The sequence below is a fragment of the Sphingobacterium lactis genome (genome assembly GCF_051951495.1).
Lineage (GTDB): Bacteria > Bacteroidota > Bacteroidia > Sphingobacteriales > Sphingobacteriaceae > Sphingobacterium > Sphingobacterium lactis_A.
This window is the reverse complement of sequence record NZ_JBNHAS010000003.1, coordinates 56,509-70,859: the sequence shown is the minus strand read 5'-3', so window position 1 is coordinate 70,859 and position 14,351 is coordinate 56,509. Positions and strand designations below refer to the sequence as shown.

Genomic DNA, 14,351 nt, shown 5'->3' with positions numbered 1-14,351 from the left:
CATGAAGATCATAAAAACAAAATTAGAAGGATGTCTCATTTTGGAACCTCAGGTCTATACCGATCAAAGAGGTTATTTTTTTGAAAGTTTCAATAAGAAGCGATTTAACGAAGAAACAGGCCTTCAGGTAGACTTTGTTCAAGATAACCAATCTTTTTCCTCACGCGGCGTAATACGTGGCTTACATGGACAATTAGCTGAACATGCTCAGGCTAAATTGGTTCGAGTATTTCAAGGGGAAGTAATCGATGTGGCTGTCGATGCTCGACCTGAGTCTAAGACGTTTGGACAATACCTAGCTGTAAATCTATCAGCCGAAAATAAAAGACAACTTTTTGTCCCAAGGGGATTTCTACATGGTTTTGCAGTGCTTTCTGAAACTGCTGGCTTTTTCTATAAATGCGATAATTACTATCAGAAGGATGCAGAATGGGGGGTGGATTTATTGGATAAGGATTTAGCGATTGATTGGCAATTGTCACCTGAGGAAATGATTATTTCGGAGAAAGATTTACATTTACCTTCTTTTAAACAGGCAATAGACCGTTACATCAATAAATAAAATTGAGCATGGATGAGCGTAAGAAACGCGTACTAATCACTGGTGCAGGTGGACAGTTGGGATCTGAATTAAAGGATATTTGGGAATCAGACGAATCTTTTGATGTTATTTTTGTCAATCGTGAAACCTTACCTTTGGATGAGTTGGATTTGCTGTATAAACGTGTATTATCCCATAAGGCAGACTACATCATTCATGCAGCGGCATATACCGCAGTAGATAAGGCTGAATCAGAACCACAGCAAGCAGATTTAATCAATCACTTAGCCAGTATTGAAATTGCAAAAGCAGCAAAGGACGGGAATGCCAAATTGATTTTTATATCTACAGACTATGTGTTCCAAGGTGATTCGGCGAATCCGCTTTCGGAGGACTCAACAACGAATCCCATTAATGTTTATGGTCAAAGTAAATTAGCGGCAGAATTAGGAATTCAAACGATCCTGCCTCAAGCGATTATCATCCGCACTTCCTGGGTGTACTCCATATATGGGAAAAACTTTGTCAAAACCATGATTCAATTGATGAAAACGAAAGATGAAATTCAAGTTGTTGCCGATCAAGAGGGTTCCCCAACTTATGCTTTGGACCTCGCAGAGGCTATCAAGAACATCATTGTTTCCGAATTGTGGGTCGGAGGAATTTATCATTATTCGAATGAAGGAAAAACAACTTGGTATAACTTTGCTGAAGAAATAAAACGGTTGGCTAACTTAAACTGTCAGATCAATCCTGTTTCAACTTCCGAATTTCCAACTGCAGCTAAAAGACCCGCTTTTTCCCTATTGTCAAAAGAAAAAATTAAACATACTTTTAAGCTTGCTATTCCAGATTGGCAAAAGAGCTTAAAAGAAATGCTATTCAAGCTGGAAAATCATACATAACAGAACATTAGTATAAGCGATAATTATTGCAAGATATGAAAGGAATTATTTTAGCAGGAGGCTCAGGCACTCGATTACATCCTTTAACTCAGGTGGTCTCTAAGCAATTGCTCCCTGTGTATGATAAACCTATGATCTATTATCCTTTATCGGTATTGATGTTGGCCGATATCAGGGAAATAATGATTATTTCTACTCCTCAGGATTTGCCGAATTTTCAAAGGTTATTTGGCAATGGTGAACAGTTGGGCTTATCGCTTTCTTATGCCGAACAAGCCAAACCAGAGGGTTTAGCGCAGGCATTTCTTATTGCTGAAGAATTTATTGGCCAGGATGATGTTTGCTTGATTCTTGGCGACAACATATTTTATGGTGCTGGTTTGCAGGTGCAACTACAAGAAGCACGTGCTAAGGTCCACCAAGAAGGAGATGCGGTAGTATTTGGTTATTATGTAGAAGATCCGGAGCGTTATGGTGTTGCGGAATTTGACGATAATAAAAAAATCACCAGCATTGAGGAAAAACCTGAAACGCCAAAATCAAATTATGCTATTGTAGGTTTGTACTTTTATCCGAATTCTGTAGTGGAAGTTGCAAAGTCCGTTAAACCTTCAGCACGAGGGGAATTGGAAATTACCTCTGTCAATCAATATTTTTTGGAGCAGCACAAGCTGCAGTTACAACTTCTAGGCCGTGGTTTCGCTTGGTTGGACACCGGAACCCATGAATCCCTTTCCGAAGCAACAGAATTTATTAAAACCATCGAGAAAAGAACCTCTCTAAAGGTAGCCTGCCTGGAAGAAATAGCCTTGAACAAAGGTTACATCAGCAAAGATCAACTCCGAACCCAAATCTCCGAACTAAAAGGAGTTTATTACGATTACTTGAAAAAGTTGGTGATGAGCCCAAAGGGTAGTATATAGTCGATAGTATTTAGTATTTAGACCTATGTTGGGTTAGCAATTCCGCTATTCACAAACAGAGCAACGCGAAGAGTCTGTGTTCCCTCCCCACAAGACGTCGTCATCCTGAGGCTAGCCGAAGAAACCATACGTCTGAAAATCAGAGTTGTTTTAAAGGACTTGTAGAAAGAATATTCTATTGCGGGCGATGCATGCATCGCCCGTTTATCAAAATCTATATTAACTTAAGAAATAAGAATAATACAGAATTACAAAAACGGGCAGACATTCCGTTCGTTTTCATTGGGGAAAAACCCCTTCTTCAAACTCACTCAGTGCTGCCCCTACCTAACGTACAATCTATATAGTTTCTTAATTGTTTTGTAGTACCCCATGCGTAGGGGCAATACTGTGCGCAGCGGAATGTTTGCCCGCTTAAGTTTTATACCTTTAGAATAGTTGTGGATGATAAGATTGAAAAGAATTGAATTTACGGGCGATGCATGCATCGCCCCTACATACAATCGTGAAAATTATTTTTTTTACCCATAACCGTAGGGTCGAAGCATGCTTCGACCGCTATAAAACTCCCTAAAATCTAATCCGCCAATAGGTCTTTCTACTAACTACTTTCTACTATATACTGCCCGCAGGGCCAAGCATGCTTCGACCGTTATACCGTTCAATAAATATATCCCGCCAATAGGTCTATCTACAGTTGAGACAACAGATAATAGACAACAGAAGACAGATTTTGCTTGTCTTTTGTCTGGTGTCTTAGATCTTTTGTCTATCTCACAGCGAAGCGGTCTCAAATCTAACAAACTATCTAGATAGCACGTTTGGTAGGGGCGGTACTGAGAGAGTTCGAAGGAAGGGGTTTTATCCCCGACGAGAACGAACGGAATGTCCGCCCGATTTTTTCTAGAGACAACAGATAGTAGACAACAGATAGTAGACAACAGAAAACAGACTTTGCAGGTTCTATTGTCTGTTGTCTGTTGTCTAATAGCGCAGCGGTCTCATTTCTCACATCACATTCCTCATTTCTCGCAACTTTTCCCGAAATTTATAGCTCATGAAAACCAAATTAACCAGAACTCTATTTTTAGGCTTGTTTTTTCTTTGGGGTATTTCCCTAAGTTGGGGACAGCATATGAATGAAATTATTGCCACTAAGGACCCATTAAAACAATTGGAGAAAGTTTTAATGTCCCCGGTGGATTATAAACAGGATACCCTAACCCTCCAAAAAAACCTTAAACCAATACTCGATCTTGCTAATAAGGAGCGTAGTGTGCCGCTCAAATGGGCCTATTACATGTTGATGGCAGATGGTTATTCCATTGCCTTTGATCGGGTAAACCCTAGGACCGATCATTTCTTTTCTTTAGGTGAAAAATTGGTGTTCGATAACGATTACCCTGTCTTGCAGATGGTTGGGAATGTTCGGCATGGTTCCTATTATTTTACCTACCGTGCGGTTAAGGAGGCTCTTCCGTATTTTTTGCAAGCTGCCGATTTACAGAAGAATATAGCACCTGAAAAGGTGCCCTTGATTGAAATGCACTATAATTTTTTGGCGCGCTTTTACAGCTTTATTGGCGATAATGCCAAAGCAGTAGAATACCTGAAACTCGCTTTGCCATTCACCGAGAAACTCAGCCGAAAGCAAATCGATATGACCAATTCCATTGCAGTCTATTTAAGACGCGACTCCCTGTTTGACCAATCGCATACCTATTTTATACAGGCCATGCAGACTGCCAAGCTAGCAAAAGACTCCGTATGGATAGGAATAATTGCTGGGAATTTGGCCGATTTTGAATGGGAAAAAGGAAATAAGGATAAGGCTATGTCATTGGTGAGACAGAATATCGATTTATCCCTACGTTATAATGAACTATTGGATGCCATGCGCGCCAACCTTATTTTGGCCAGTATGCTTATTGATCAAAAGCAATGGTTAAAAGCAAAAGAACATGTGCACAGCAGTATTCGACTAATGGAAGATAAACCCTATTTCCTCAACTTTAAACGAGATGCTGCGAAAGCATTATCTCAAATCGCGAAGGGAATGGGGCAGCCTGACGAAGAATTGCGGCAATTACACCGCTTTATTAGCTATGAGGATTCCCTAGATAAACGAAACAGCAATAGCGAAATGCAGAAGATTTCTTGGAAATGGGAAATGGAACGTTATGAACAAGCGATTAAAATGGCCGAAAATAAACGACAGCAGATTAAACAAACCTATCAGTATGTGGGTGTGTTTTTGATCTTGATTTTTGTGATTGTTCTGCTGTTGATTAATCGTACAAAAAATAAAATCCAGATTCGCAGTGCCCATTTAGAAAAGGAACAATTGGCTTTAGCCTATGAGAAACAATTGGTCGATCAGGAGTTGCTGGTACTTAAAGATTCCTTGCAAGAATTTACCAATACCATTAAAATAAACGATCAAACCATCAACCGGCTTCGTCGGGAGTTGTTGGAGGAAAATAAGCATGACCCAGAATCCCAAACACAGATTGCCAAAAGTCTCAATATGATGCTTGAAACACATATTATGACCGATGATCGCTGGATGAGATTCAAAAACGTTTTTGATAAAGTGCATCCCAACTTCCTTCAACGTCAAAAAGAAAAGTATCCTAAAATTACAGAGAATGATCTCCGTTTAATTGCTTTAGGAAAGCTGGAACTCAGCAATCGTAGCATGAGCGATTTACTTGGGGTTTCGCTGGAAGGAATAAAAAAAGCAAAACAAAGGTTAAAAAAGAAACTTGATGAGATGAATTCTCCGAGTTAGGCATTTTTGAAGCTCCAGATTTCTTTGGATTTACTTCGAGAATCCTTCGGAATTCGTGTGGATTTTATTCGGACCTGATTCGGATCTCGTTCGCTTCTAACCGAACGAGATCCGAACGAGATCCGAACAAGTTCCGAAGGAGTTCCGAAGGAGATACGAAGAAAACCCCTTGAAACCCTCGAGAAGGCACGAAGATGACAGGATGAAAACTCAGTTGAATCTATTCTTGATTACAGAAAAATTTTAGTAGATCGAGCCTATAATTAGCGACTCATATTGGCTTGTAATTATGTTTACAAGTCTTTATTTTTCTTTCATTAAATAAATGTAGTGAACTGCTGTATTTCTACTTGTCCCTTAAAAATGGACGAATTGGAGCTTTATTTTTGCGGCTTTCTAGAATTAGTAAGTGTTTATTCGCTGATGTCCACCCAATGTCCACCCCCAAAAACTTGTATTTTTCAACTATATATGGGTATTTTTACGCAGAAATTATTTGAACTAAACCCTTTATTAATATGTATTACTTTCTAGCTGCTCTCCTCCTTGGAGGATTATTTTGTTATTTCTGGATTCAAAAAAAGAAAATGAATGTTCTTAATCGCTACGCTGAATTTCATGTTCGTGTTTTATTGGATCCACAGAGTTCAGATAACTATCGGCAATACGGTTGCTTCATCTTTCAAGCGAATTGTATTGCAGAATCTTTAAAAGAAATTGTATTGACAGAATTACGTTGTGCCAATAAACACATACAAGTCAATACATTTGATAAATTGAATTTCTTTATAGCACCAGGACAGCTTGGCGAAAGTGCCATGCGTTCAATCGGTATTTCCATTAGTACGGATTATATGCAAAAATATTCCCCAAAACAAGAAGGCTTAGTCCTTAAAGGTTACATCAAAAAACTCAATGGGGTTAAGGAAGAATTTATGGTTAGCCATTATTTTCAAATCGAACCATTTAAAGGTGAGGTGAAGAAAAAACAAAGAGTCAGGAATAGCACGCTCGCTGTTTAGTTACATTAGGTTATAGAAAGCACTGTTCTTCCTGAGGAATAGTGCTTTTCTGCTATATGGATAAGACAACCGATTGCAATTTACCTGTACGCTTTTTTTAATTCGATAAGTCTAAACTAGCTTGATTAACAAATTGTTAAGAATTCCAATATAATCATACGAATTTGTTTTTTAATATAATGTTGAGTACTTTTGTTGCTCACACAAGATAGATGCTTGATTCGATCATTACATCCAAGACCAGACTTAAGTTACTCATTAAGTTCTTTGTGACATCCAGCAATAAGGGATACCTGCGCGGGATTGCGGAAGAGTTCAATGAATCAACGAATGCCATCCGTAAAGAGCTTAATCAGCTCTCCGATGCCGGCTACTTAGTCCGTTTCCAGGAAAATAATCGAATCTACTATCAAGCTAACACAGAACACCCTTTATTCCAATCTTTACAAAATCTAGTTCGTACCTATTTGGGTTTCGATCAAGCTGTGGATCATGTATTACAGAGGGCTGGTGAAGTTAGTTTAGTGTCGCTGTTGGGAGATTATGCGAAAGGGATCGATTCAGGAACAATTGAATTACTCGTAATAGGCGATAAATTGGATAAGGCATACTTATTGCAGTTAAGCGCCAAAATGGAACAATTACTCGGGAAAAACATTCAGTTGTATTTCGATAGAGAAGAGGAAATCGTACAGCAGATTATATTATATCAACAAGATGACCTGGTTTAAAGGGTTTAATTTGGCGTAATAAGTACAAATGGAAATAAAGAAAATAACGTGTATCGGCGCTGGCTATGTAGGGGGACCTACGATGTCGGTAATTGCACAAAAGAACCCACATATTCAAGTAACGGTTGTAGACCTGAATGCTCAACGCATTGCGGACTGGAATCAAGAGGACTTGAGTCTTCTTCCAGTCTATGAGCCTGGCTTGGATGCGGTTGTTGCTGAGGCCCGTGGAAGAAATTTATTCTTCTCTACCGAAGTGGAGAAAGCCATTCATGAGGCAGATATGATTTTCATCTCTGTCAATACTCCGACCAAAACCTATGGTAAGGGAAAGGGACAGGCCGCAGATTTGAAGTTCATCGAACTTTGTGCCCGTCAAATTGCCGATGTATCGGAGTCCGCAAAGATCATTGTTGAAAAGTCCACCATACCGGTGCGCACGGCTGCAACGATTAAAAATATTTTAGACCATACCGGAAAGGGAATCCAGTTTCATGTACTTTCCAATCCGGAATTCTTAGCTGAGGGAACGGCAATTGCAGATTTGCATAATCCAGATCGCATATTAATAGGAGGCGAGGATGCAGATGCTATCCAAGCCTTGAAAAAAATATATGAAGCGTGGGTACCTTCAGAACGCGTGATCAGTACCAATCTTTGGTCATCTGAATTATCAAAGCTGGTGGCGAATGCTTTTCTTGCGCAGCGGGTATCCTCCATCAATTCCATATCCGAGTTATGTGAAGCTACCGGTGCCAATGTGGATGAAGTCGCTCATGCCATTGGTCAGGATTCCAGAATCGGTTCCAAATTCTTGAAAGCTTCCGTAGGTTTTGGAGGCTCTTGTTTCCAGAAGGACTTATTGAATCTGGTTTATATCGCTAGATCTTATAACCTACATGCAGTTGCTGATTATTGGGATCAGGTGATTAAAATCAATGATCACCAGAAATCGCGCTTTGCAGAGAAGATCATTCAAACCATGTACAACACGGTAAATGGCAAGAAAATTGCTTTCTTGGGATGGGCTTTTAAGAAAAATACCAACGATACACGCGAATCGGCAGCTATTTATGTAGCTGATCACCTCTTGGAGGAGCAAGCGAATATAGCGGTATTTGACCCGAAAGTTCGTGAAGAACAGATTTACAAGGATTTAGACTACCTCGCGACACGCAGTAACGATGAAAACAGAGCACTCTTACAAGTGCAAGAAGATGCCTATGCCGCAGCCGATGGAGCACACGGATTGGCCATATTAACCGAATGGGACGAATTTAAAGAACTCGATTGGGCAAAAATAAAGTCAGTAATGAAAAAACCTGCCTTTATTTTTGATGGAAGAAAATTGCTCGATGGTAAGAAATTACAAGAACTGGGATTTGTGTATTACGCAATTGGTGAATAGGTTTAAAAATTAATATTCAACGACACTTTTATAGATTACTATCATCATGGAAAAGGAAAAAAAAGAAAAAAAGCACAAACAAAAGGATTATAATCCCGGTCCACGTGTGGGGATTACCTTCAGTACCTTTGACCTCCTACATGCAGGTCATATTATGATGTTAGCTGAAGCAAAACGCCAATGCGATTACCTGATCTGTGGTTTGCAAATGGATCCTACCTTGGATAGACCGGAAAAAAATGCACCAACTCAAACTGTGGTAGAGCGATATATTCAATTACGAGGATGCATCTATGTGGATGAAATAGTTCCTTATTCTACGGAGCAGGATTTGGAGGATATTTTAAAATCCTTTAAGCTGGATGTGCGTATCGTTGGTGATGAGTATAAGGATCGCGATTTCACAGGCAGAAAGTATTGTGAAGAAAAAGGTATTGAGCTTTACTTTAACAGTAGGGATCATCGTTTTTCGAGCTCAGGTCTGCGAAAGATCGTAGCGGAGAAAGAGAATCAAAGGAACGGAAAACAATAATTAATCAGTAAACAATCATAAAATATACTAGGTGAAGAAAATAGCAGTAATTGGCCAAGGGTACGTAGGGTTACCCCTAGCAATTGAATTTTCACAGCATTTCCCAGTGCTTGGATTTGATATTAACCAAGAAAGAGTAGCGGAGTTAAATTTAGGAAAGGATAGAACCTTAGAAGCAGATTTAGAAAAGCTGAATCAAGGTTTGAAACTGGCTTCTGAAAATAATTTTGAGAAAGGTTATAAGGCGTCGAATAGTTTAGAGGAATTAGCAACGGCGGAGATTTATATCGTGACGGTTCCCACGCCAATTGACCGTTACAATGCTCCAGATTTGACACCATTGTTGAAAGCATCCGAGATGTTGGGTAAGGTGATTAAACCGGGAGATATCGTGATTTACGAATCAACCGTTTACCCAGGCTGTACAGAAGAAGACTGTGTGCCGATCCTAGAGAAATTCTCGGGTTTAACCTTGAACAAGGATTTTTATGTAGGGTATTCTCCGGAGCGTATTGTTCCTGGAGACAAGGTCAATACCTTAACCACCATTAAGAAAGTAACTTCAGGATCTACTCCAGAAATAGCAGAGGAAGTAGATCAATTATATAAAACCATTATTAAGGCTGGCACCTTTAAAGCGGCAAACATCAAGGTTGCAGAAGCGTCAAAGGCCATAGAAAATGCTCAAAGAGATGTGAATATTTCCTTTGTGAATGAATTGGCTTTGATTTTTGATCGTATTGGCATTGATACCAATGATGTATTGGAAGCAGCAGGTACCAAGTTCAACTTTTTGAAATACAAACCAGGATTAGTCGGTGGACACTGTATCTCGGTGGATCCTTATTACTTGGCGCATAAAGCGGTTCAGTTGGGTTACCATCCAAATGTGATTTTGTCTGGTCGTCGTGTGAATGATTCCGTTTCTGAATTTATTGCTTCCAAAGTGGTGAAGTTAATGATCAAAAAAGGAATTGCGGTACAAGGGGCAAATGCTTTGATTCTAGGGGTGACTTTTAAAGAAAATTGTCCAGATGTACGTAATACGAAAGTTGTCGATGTATACAAGGAACTAAATGAGTATGGTGTCAATGTAGATATCTACGATCCTTGGGCAGATAGTGCAGAAGTGAAACACGAGTATAATCTGGATTTGATTTCTGATTTAGAAGGAAAAAAATACGATGCCATTGTGGTTGCTGTTTCGCATAATGAATTTTTAACTATGGATTTCTCTAAAGTTAGAAATGATCAATCCATAATTTTTGATTTAAAAGCTTGTTTAGATAGATCTTTAGTTGACGCTAGACTGTAATTTAAGATTAGTAAACAAGAATAAGGTTTTATTGATATTTATAAGTTCCTATTTATAGAAACTTATAAATATCAATCAACATGAAGTAATACGGTGTATTTAAAAGACATTTTTTAATGGAGGCTAATAAACGAGTAGCGAAAAATACCTTAGTGCTATATGGAAGGATGTTACTTTCCATGTTTGTTACCTTGTATACCTCAAGAGTAGTTCTTAATATTCTAGGGGTTGATGATTTCGGTATCTATAATATTGTTGCCGGGGTTATCATTATGTTTGGTTTTTTGAATAATGCCATGACGGCCTCTACCCAAAGGTTCCTGACCTTCGAAATTGGTCAGGGTAATTTGACGAAGCTGAAGACTATTTTTAACGTCAGCATAACTATACATCTTATTATAGGAGGCATCATATTGATTTTAGCCGAAACAATAGGATTATGGTTTTTAAATACACAACTTAATATAGCAGAAGATAGGATGGTTGCAGCAAATTGGGTTTACCAGTTCTCGCTGCTTTCATTTATCATTTCAGTTTATTATGTGCCTTATAATGCCGTTATTATAGCACATGAAAAAATGAATATTTTTGCCCTCATTGGAATAGGTGAAGTTGTCTTGAAATTAGCAGTTGTATTCTTATTACCAGTAATTCCTTTTGATAAATTAATCGTCTATGCGGGTTTGCTATTTATTGTTTCTACCAGTGTAAAAGTAGCGGAGCAAATTTATTGTAAAAGGACCTTTGAGGAATGTAGACAGATTGCTCTAAGTTGGGATAAGAGCCTTATCAATGAGATGGGGAAGTTTGCTGGATGGAATCTTGTTGGTGTTGCCGCCGGAATAGGATATATGCAGGTTGTCAATGTTTTCTTAAACATCTTTTTTGGAACGGTTGTCAATGCGGCTAGGGGAATTGCATTTCAAGTGCAGGGAGCAGTTAGTAGTTTAATCACTAATTTTCAAATCGCACTGGCTCCGGCTATAACAAAAGGATATGCAAGGAATGAACTTAAAGAAACTTATGATATGGTTTTTTCCTCTTCAAGACTTTCATTATATCTACTACTTATTTTTTCTATTCCATTATTAATTGAAACGGAAACTGTTCTTACTTGGTGGCTAAATCTCGTGCCAAAATATACCGTTGTGTTTACACAGTTGATTATACTTGATTTGCTGATTACTTCCTTATCCGGTCCATTACATATTTTGGTACAGGCTACAGGTAATGTCAAAAAATATCAAATTATAGTGAGTGGTATTTTACTGCTCAATGTTCCCTTTGCATATATATTTTTAAAATTGGGTTATTCAGCAGAGATCACTATGATTATAGCTATTGTCTTCTCCTTGATGGCCTTAGTAGCACGTTTGATGATATTAAAAAATATGCTTGATTTTCCTTTGCGAAATTATATTTTAAAGGTTTTGTTTAAAATATCCTTGGTGTCATTTATAGCATGGGGCATACCTTATTATATTTCTAGTCATTTACATTATGGAATTTTTGACTTTATCATAGTCGGCTTGGTTTCTTTATTAACTATAATAATATCAGTATATAGTTTTGGACTGGAAAGTTTTGAAAAGAACTTGATTAAATCGAAGGTTTTAAATGTATTAAAAGGTTAATAAATGAAAATTTTAATTATTGCCGATAATATAGGCAGAACCGCTCCAGGTATCGTTTTTGAAAGACTTGTACAAGGTTTGTCAAAGAAAAATGAGCTTGATTTATTGGTAACTTCTTTTGAGCCTTCTTTAGATTTAAGTCTGGTCAAGAATATCTATCTCGAAAAAAATATTGAACTTCATCCTAGAATTTCAAAATTCTTAATAGGTTTATTTGCTATTAATCCATTCGATTATTTTTGGTCCAAGAGAAATTCCAAAAAAGTATTAAATAATGATTATGATTTAATACTATGCTTTGTGTCATTTCACCATTATCTACCCTTGGTAGCTTCGGTAATATTGAAAAAGCAAATGGGAATTAAAGCAGCTGTTTATTCTGTGGATGCAATACCAGCACCTAAAGGATGGCCGGATAATGAATTTTATAGAGCAGGGGTTTACCGCATGATGAAGAAATACCTACCGAAGTTTGACGGATTGTTTTCTTCAAATCAAAAGATGTTAGACTATCAACTGAGTACATTTGATAGAGAAAACAAGGTTTTAGCTGATGTTGTTTTCAATCCTGGAATATCAGCACAACATAATTATGTTCTTCAGGAAAACGAGTTTAATAATTTTGTCTATACTGGAGGGATTTATGGTGTTCGAAAAGTAGACTATGTTTTCAAAGCCTTTGAAAAATTATTGCTGACCTATCCAAAATCAAGGCTAATTTTCGTTGGTAGTGTAATTGAACCTGGAAAGTTAGATAACATAAAACCAGAAGCTAGAGAGAAAATTTTAGTTGAGCCATTTGCTAAGGATCTATCCGCATATTATAAATCGGCAACTGCTCTAATTGACATTGATGCTGATATAGAAAATGATGTATTTTTATCCAGTAAGATTACCAATTATATCATGTGTAATAGAATAATTATTTCTGAGACTGGTAAAAATAGTCCTTCTAGAGATCTTTTTAAGGGAATAAGATCAATCGTTCAGTGTAATCACGATTCAGAAGAATTGTTGAATGCAATGGTATTTGCAATTGAAAATTATAAGATTATGACTTACGAAGATAGGAAAGAAGTAATTGACTCATTTAGTCTTGAATCTGTGGTGGATAGTTTTAATAAAAATTTGAACAGCCTATGATTAGTTTAGCTTTAAAATATAAGCCTTTAAAATATCTTGTTGGATTTAATCTAGCAACATTATTTATTTTCTTAACGGCACCAGTATTTTGGAAAACTGAAAATCTGTTTGTATTTTTTCTGTTTTTTATATTTTGTCAAATAGCCTTAGGCCTTGGTTTTAAAATTGGTGCAGATGGAGTAAAGAATAAGATTAATTATATACCTGAACCCAACAAGCGTTTTATCAATTTTGTGTTTGTATTTTATGTCTGTACATTTTTAATTAAATATGCATACCTACTGAAGTTTTATCCTCATCAAATTGGAGAAATGATCAATTTTCTCTTGATAGGGATTGCTTCACCTCAATTAGGATATCAGATGTCGATAGATCCAAGCCGTGGTTTTACTATACCATGGTCTATCTATGCTGTGATCTCTGTAGTTAATCAGTTATTTTTTATTATAGGCTTCATCTATTGGAAATATAGTAATCTTTCAAAAAAAATAATTTTTATAATTTTTTTAGCAATTGAATTTTTCTTTTGGTTTGGTCGTGGGACAAACTTTGGCGTTATCAACCTTATAGTGACATTCCTCTTGGTAATGTTTGTTAATAACTCTATTAAAAAGATTAAGCTTACCCAGAAAATTAAGAGAACAGTAGTTATTGTTTTGTTAGGGATTGCTGGTTTAGGTGTATTTACTTATAATCTGGTTGAACGCGGTGGAGGAGGAGAAGTAAATTCTTCTGAACTTAGTTTAGGTCGTTCTGAAATTGATGAGAATAACAGTTTTTTAAATAGTTTGCCAAAAAGTTTAGTACCAACCTACCTTTTTACTGTTTATTATGTTTCTCAAGGCTATTATCATACTTGTTTAGCATTTGATTTAGATTTTCATTTTACCTATTTCTTAGGGAATAATCCGGAGACAATTAACATCGGTAATATAATGGGAATGGAGGTTGATAAGGAAACTTATGTATACCGTTTAAATCAAAAAGGAATTGATCCTAAAATAAATTGGCACTCTATTTATACTTGGTTAGCATCCGATTTTTCTTTTTTTGGTGTACCCTTCATTTTTTTCATAATGGGTGCAATGCTTGGACATTCTTGGGTGTCAAGCATTAAACATCAAGATTTTATTTCCAAAATTATATTTGTGATAACCGGTAATATCCTAATATTTTCGTTTGCGAATAATAATTATTTTGGATCAATTTTTTATTCAGGGACTATTGTAATAATATATTGGTACATCACACGTGTAAAAGGCATAAAAGTTTAATAGGATAATTTATGAATGATTTTCTAACTAAAAGGTATAGTTCCATAATCGATAAAAATTCTTTCTTAACAAAGATTAGATTTTATTCTCTTCAACGGTTTTTTTTAAGAATTGTAGCTAATGTTATTACAC

Annotated in this window: 12 protein-coding genes; all 12 read left to right on the top strand. The window is 36.9% G+C overall.

All coding sequences use genetic code 11. The annotated features are described in order from the left end of the window. Position 1: 1 nt before the first annotated feature. The 12 genes from rfbC to ACP6L2_RS12300 all read left to right on the top strand — a co-directional run bounded on the left by rfbC (position 2) and on the right by ACP6L2_RS12300 (position 14,219). The gene (rfbC, locus tag ACP6L2_RS12355; protein ID WP_440509679.1) at positions 2–562 is read left to right on the top strand and encodes a dTDP-4-dehydrorhamnose 3,5-epimerase; all 561 of its coding nucleotides are present in this window, start codon (positions 2–4) and stop codon (positions 560–562) included. A gap of 8 nt (positions 563–570) precedes the next feature. Further along, entirely contained in the window at positions 571–1,446 is an 876-nt protein-coding gene (gene rfbD, locus ACP6L2_RS12350; RefSeq protein ID WP_440509678.1) for a dTDP-4-dehydrorhamnose reductase, read from the top strand. A gap of 35 nt (positions 1,447–1,481) precedes the next feature. Continuing rightward, positions 1,482–2,369, top strand: coding sequence for a glucose-1-phosphate thymidylyltransferase RfbA (rfbA, locus tag ACP6L2_RS12345; protein ID WP_440509677.1), 888 nt, complete (start codon positions 1,482–1,484; stop codon positions 2,367–2,369). A gap of 1,057 nt (positions 2,370–3,426) precedes the next feature. Beyond that, positions 3,427–5,160, top strand: a complete 1,734-nt coding sequence (locus ACP6L2_RS12340; RefSeq protein WP_440509676.1) for a hypothetical protein — start codon at positions 3,427–3,429, stop codon at positions 5,158–5,160. 587 nt (positions 5,161–5,747) lie between these two features. After that, positions 5,748–6,182 carry a hypothetical protein gene (locus ACP6L2_RS12335; protein ID WP_440509675.1) on the top strand — a complete coding sequence of 145 codons (435 nt, stop codon included), beginning with the start codon at positions 5,748–5,750 and terminating at the stop codon, positions 6,180–6,182. A 212-nt stretch (positions 6,183–6,394) separates the two neighbouring features. Next, on the top strand, positions 6,395–6,913 hold the full coding sequence (locus ACP6L2_RS12330; protein WP_440509674.1) for a winged helix-turn-helix domain-containing protein: 519 nt from the start codon (positions 6,395–6,397) through the stop codon (positions 6,911–6,913). Between the two features lie 28 nt (positions 6,914–6,941). Further along, on the top strand, positions 6,942–8,321 hold the full coding sequence (locus ACP6L2_RS12325) for a nucleotide sugar dehydrogenase (RefSeq protein ID WP_440509673.1): 1,380 nt from the start codon (positions 6,942–6,944) through the stop codon (positions 8,319–8,321). Between the two features lie 46 nt (positions 8,322–8,367). Beyond that, positions 8,368–8,853, top strand: coding sequence for an adenylyltransferase/cytidyltransferase family protein (locus tag ACP6L2_RS12320; protein ID WP_440509672.1), 486 nt, complete (start codon positions 8,368–8,370; stop codon positions 8,851–8,853). Positions 8,854–8,884: 31 nt separating this feature from the next. Continuing rightward, positions 8,885–10,168 carry a nucleotide sugar dehydrogenase gene (locus ACP6L2_RS12315; protein WP_440509671.1) on the top strand — a complete coding sequence of 428 codons (1,284 nt, stop codon included), beginning with the start codon at positions 8,885–8,887 and terminating at the stop codon, positions 10,166–10,168. Positions 10,169–10,284: 116 nt separating this feature from the next. Further along, positions 10,285–11,802 carry a hypothetical protein gene (locus tag ACP6L2_RS12310; RefSeq protein ID WP_440509670.1) on the top strand — a complete coding sequence of 506 codons (1,518 nt, stop codon included), beginning with the start codon at positions 10,285–10,287 and terminating at the stop codon, positions 11,800–11,802. A 3-nt stretch (positions 11,803–11,805) separates the two neighbouring features. Further along, a complete protein-coding gene (locus ACP6L2_RS12305) occupies positions 11,806–12,945 on the top strand; it encodes a hypothetical protein (protein WP_440509669.1) in 1,140 nt (379 codons plus the stop codon). Beyond that, positions 12,942–14,219: an O-antigen polymerase gene (locus ACP6L2_RS12300; RefSeq protein ID WP_440509668.1), complete on the top strand. Its 1,278-nt coding sequence runs from the start codon at positions 12,942–12,944 to the stop codon at positions 14,217–14,219. The genes ACP6L2_RS12305 and ACP6L2_RS12300 overlap by 4 nt, the downstream gene beginning before the upstream one ends. Positions 14,220–14,351: the final 132 nt, after the last annotated feature.

What these genes read in the sequence shown, in the direction of transcription:
- rfbC (WP_440509679.1), top strand. Translation starts at nt 2, where the DNA reads ATGAAGATCATAAAAACAAAATTAGAAGGATGTCTCATTTTGGAACCT.
- rfbD (WP_440509678.1), top strand. Translation starts at nt 571, where the DNA reads ATGGATGAGCGTAAGAAACGCGTACTAATCACTGGTGCAGGTGGACAG.
- rfbA (WP_440509677.1), top strand. Translation starts at nt 1,482, where the DNA reads ATGAAAGGAATTATTTTAGCAGGAGGCTCAGGCACTCGATTACATCCT.
- ACP6L2_RS12340 (WP_440509676.1), top strand. Translation starts at nt 3,427, where the DNA reads ATGAAAACCAAATTAACCAGAACTCTATTTTTAGGCTTGTTTTTTCTT.
- ACP6L2_RS12335 (WP_440509675.1), top strand. Translation starts at nt 5,748, where the DNA reads ATGAATGTTCTTAATCGCTACGCTGAATTTCATGTTCGTGTTTTATTG.
- ACP6L2_RS12330 (WP_440509674.1), top strand. Translation starts at nt 6,395, where the DNA reads ATGCTTGATTCGATCATTACATCCAAGACCAGACTTAAGTTACTCATT.
- ACP6L2_RS12325 (WP_440509673.1), top strand. Translation starts at nt 6,942, where the DNA reads ATGGAAATAAAGAAAATAACGTGTATCGGCGCTGGCTATGTAGGGGGA.
- ACP6L2_RS12320 (WP_440509672.1), top strand. Translation starts at nt 8,368, where the DNA reads ATGGAAAAGGAAAAAAAAGAAAAAAAGCACAAACAAAAGGATTATAAT.
- ACP6L2_RS12310 (WP_440509670.1), top strand. Translation starts at nt 10,285, where the DNA reads ATGGAGGCTAATAAACGAGTAGCGAAAAATACCTTAGTGCTATATGGA.
- ACP6L2_RS12305 (WP_440509669.1), top strand. Translation starts at nt 11,806, where the DNA reads ATGAAAATTTTAATTATTGCCGATAATATAGGCAGAACCGCTCCAGGT.
- ACP6L2_RS12300 (WP_440509668.1), top strand. Translation starts at nt 12,942, where the DNA reads ATGATTAGTTTAGCTTTAAAATATAAGCCTTTAAAATATCTTGTTGGA.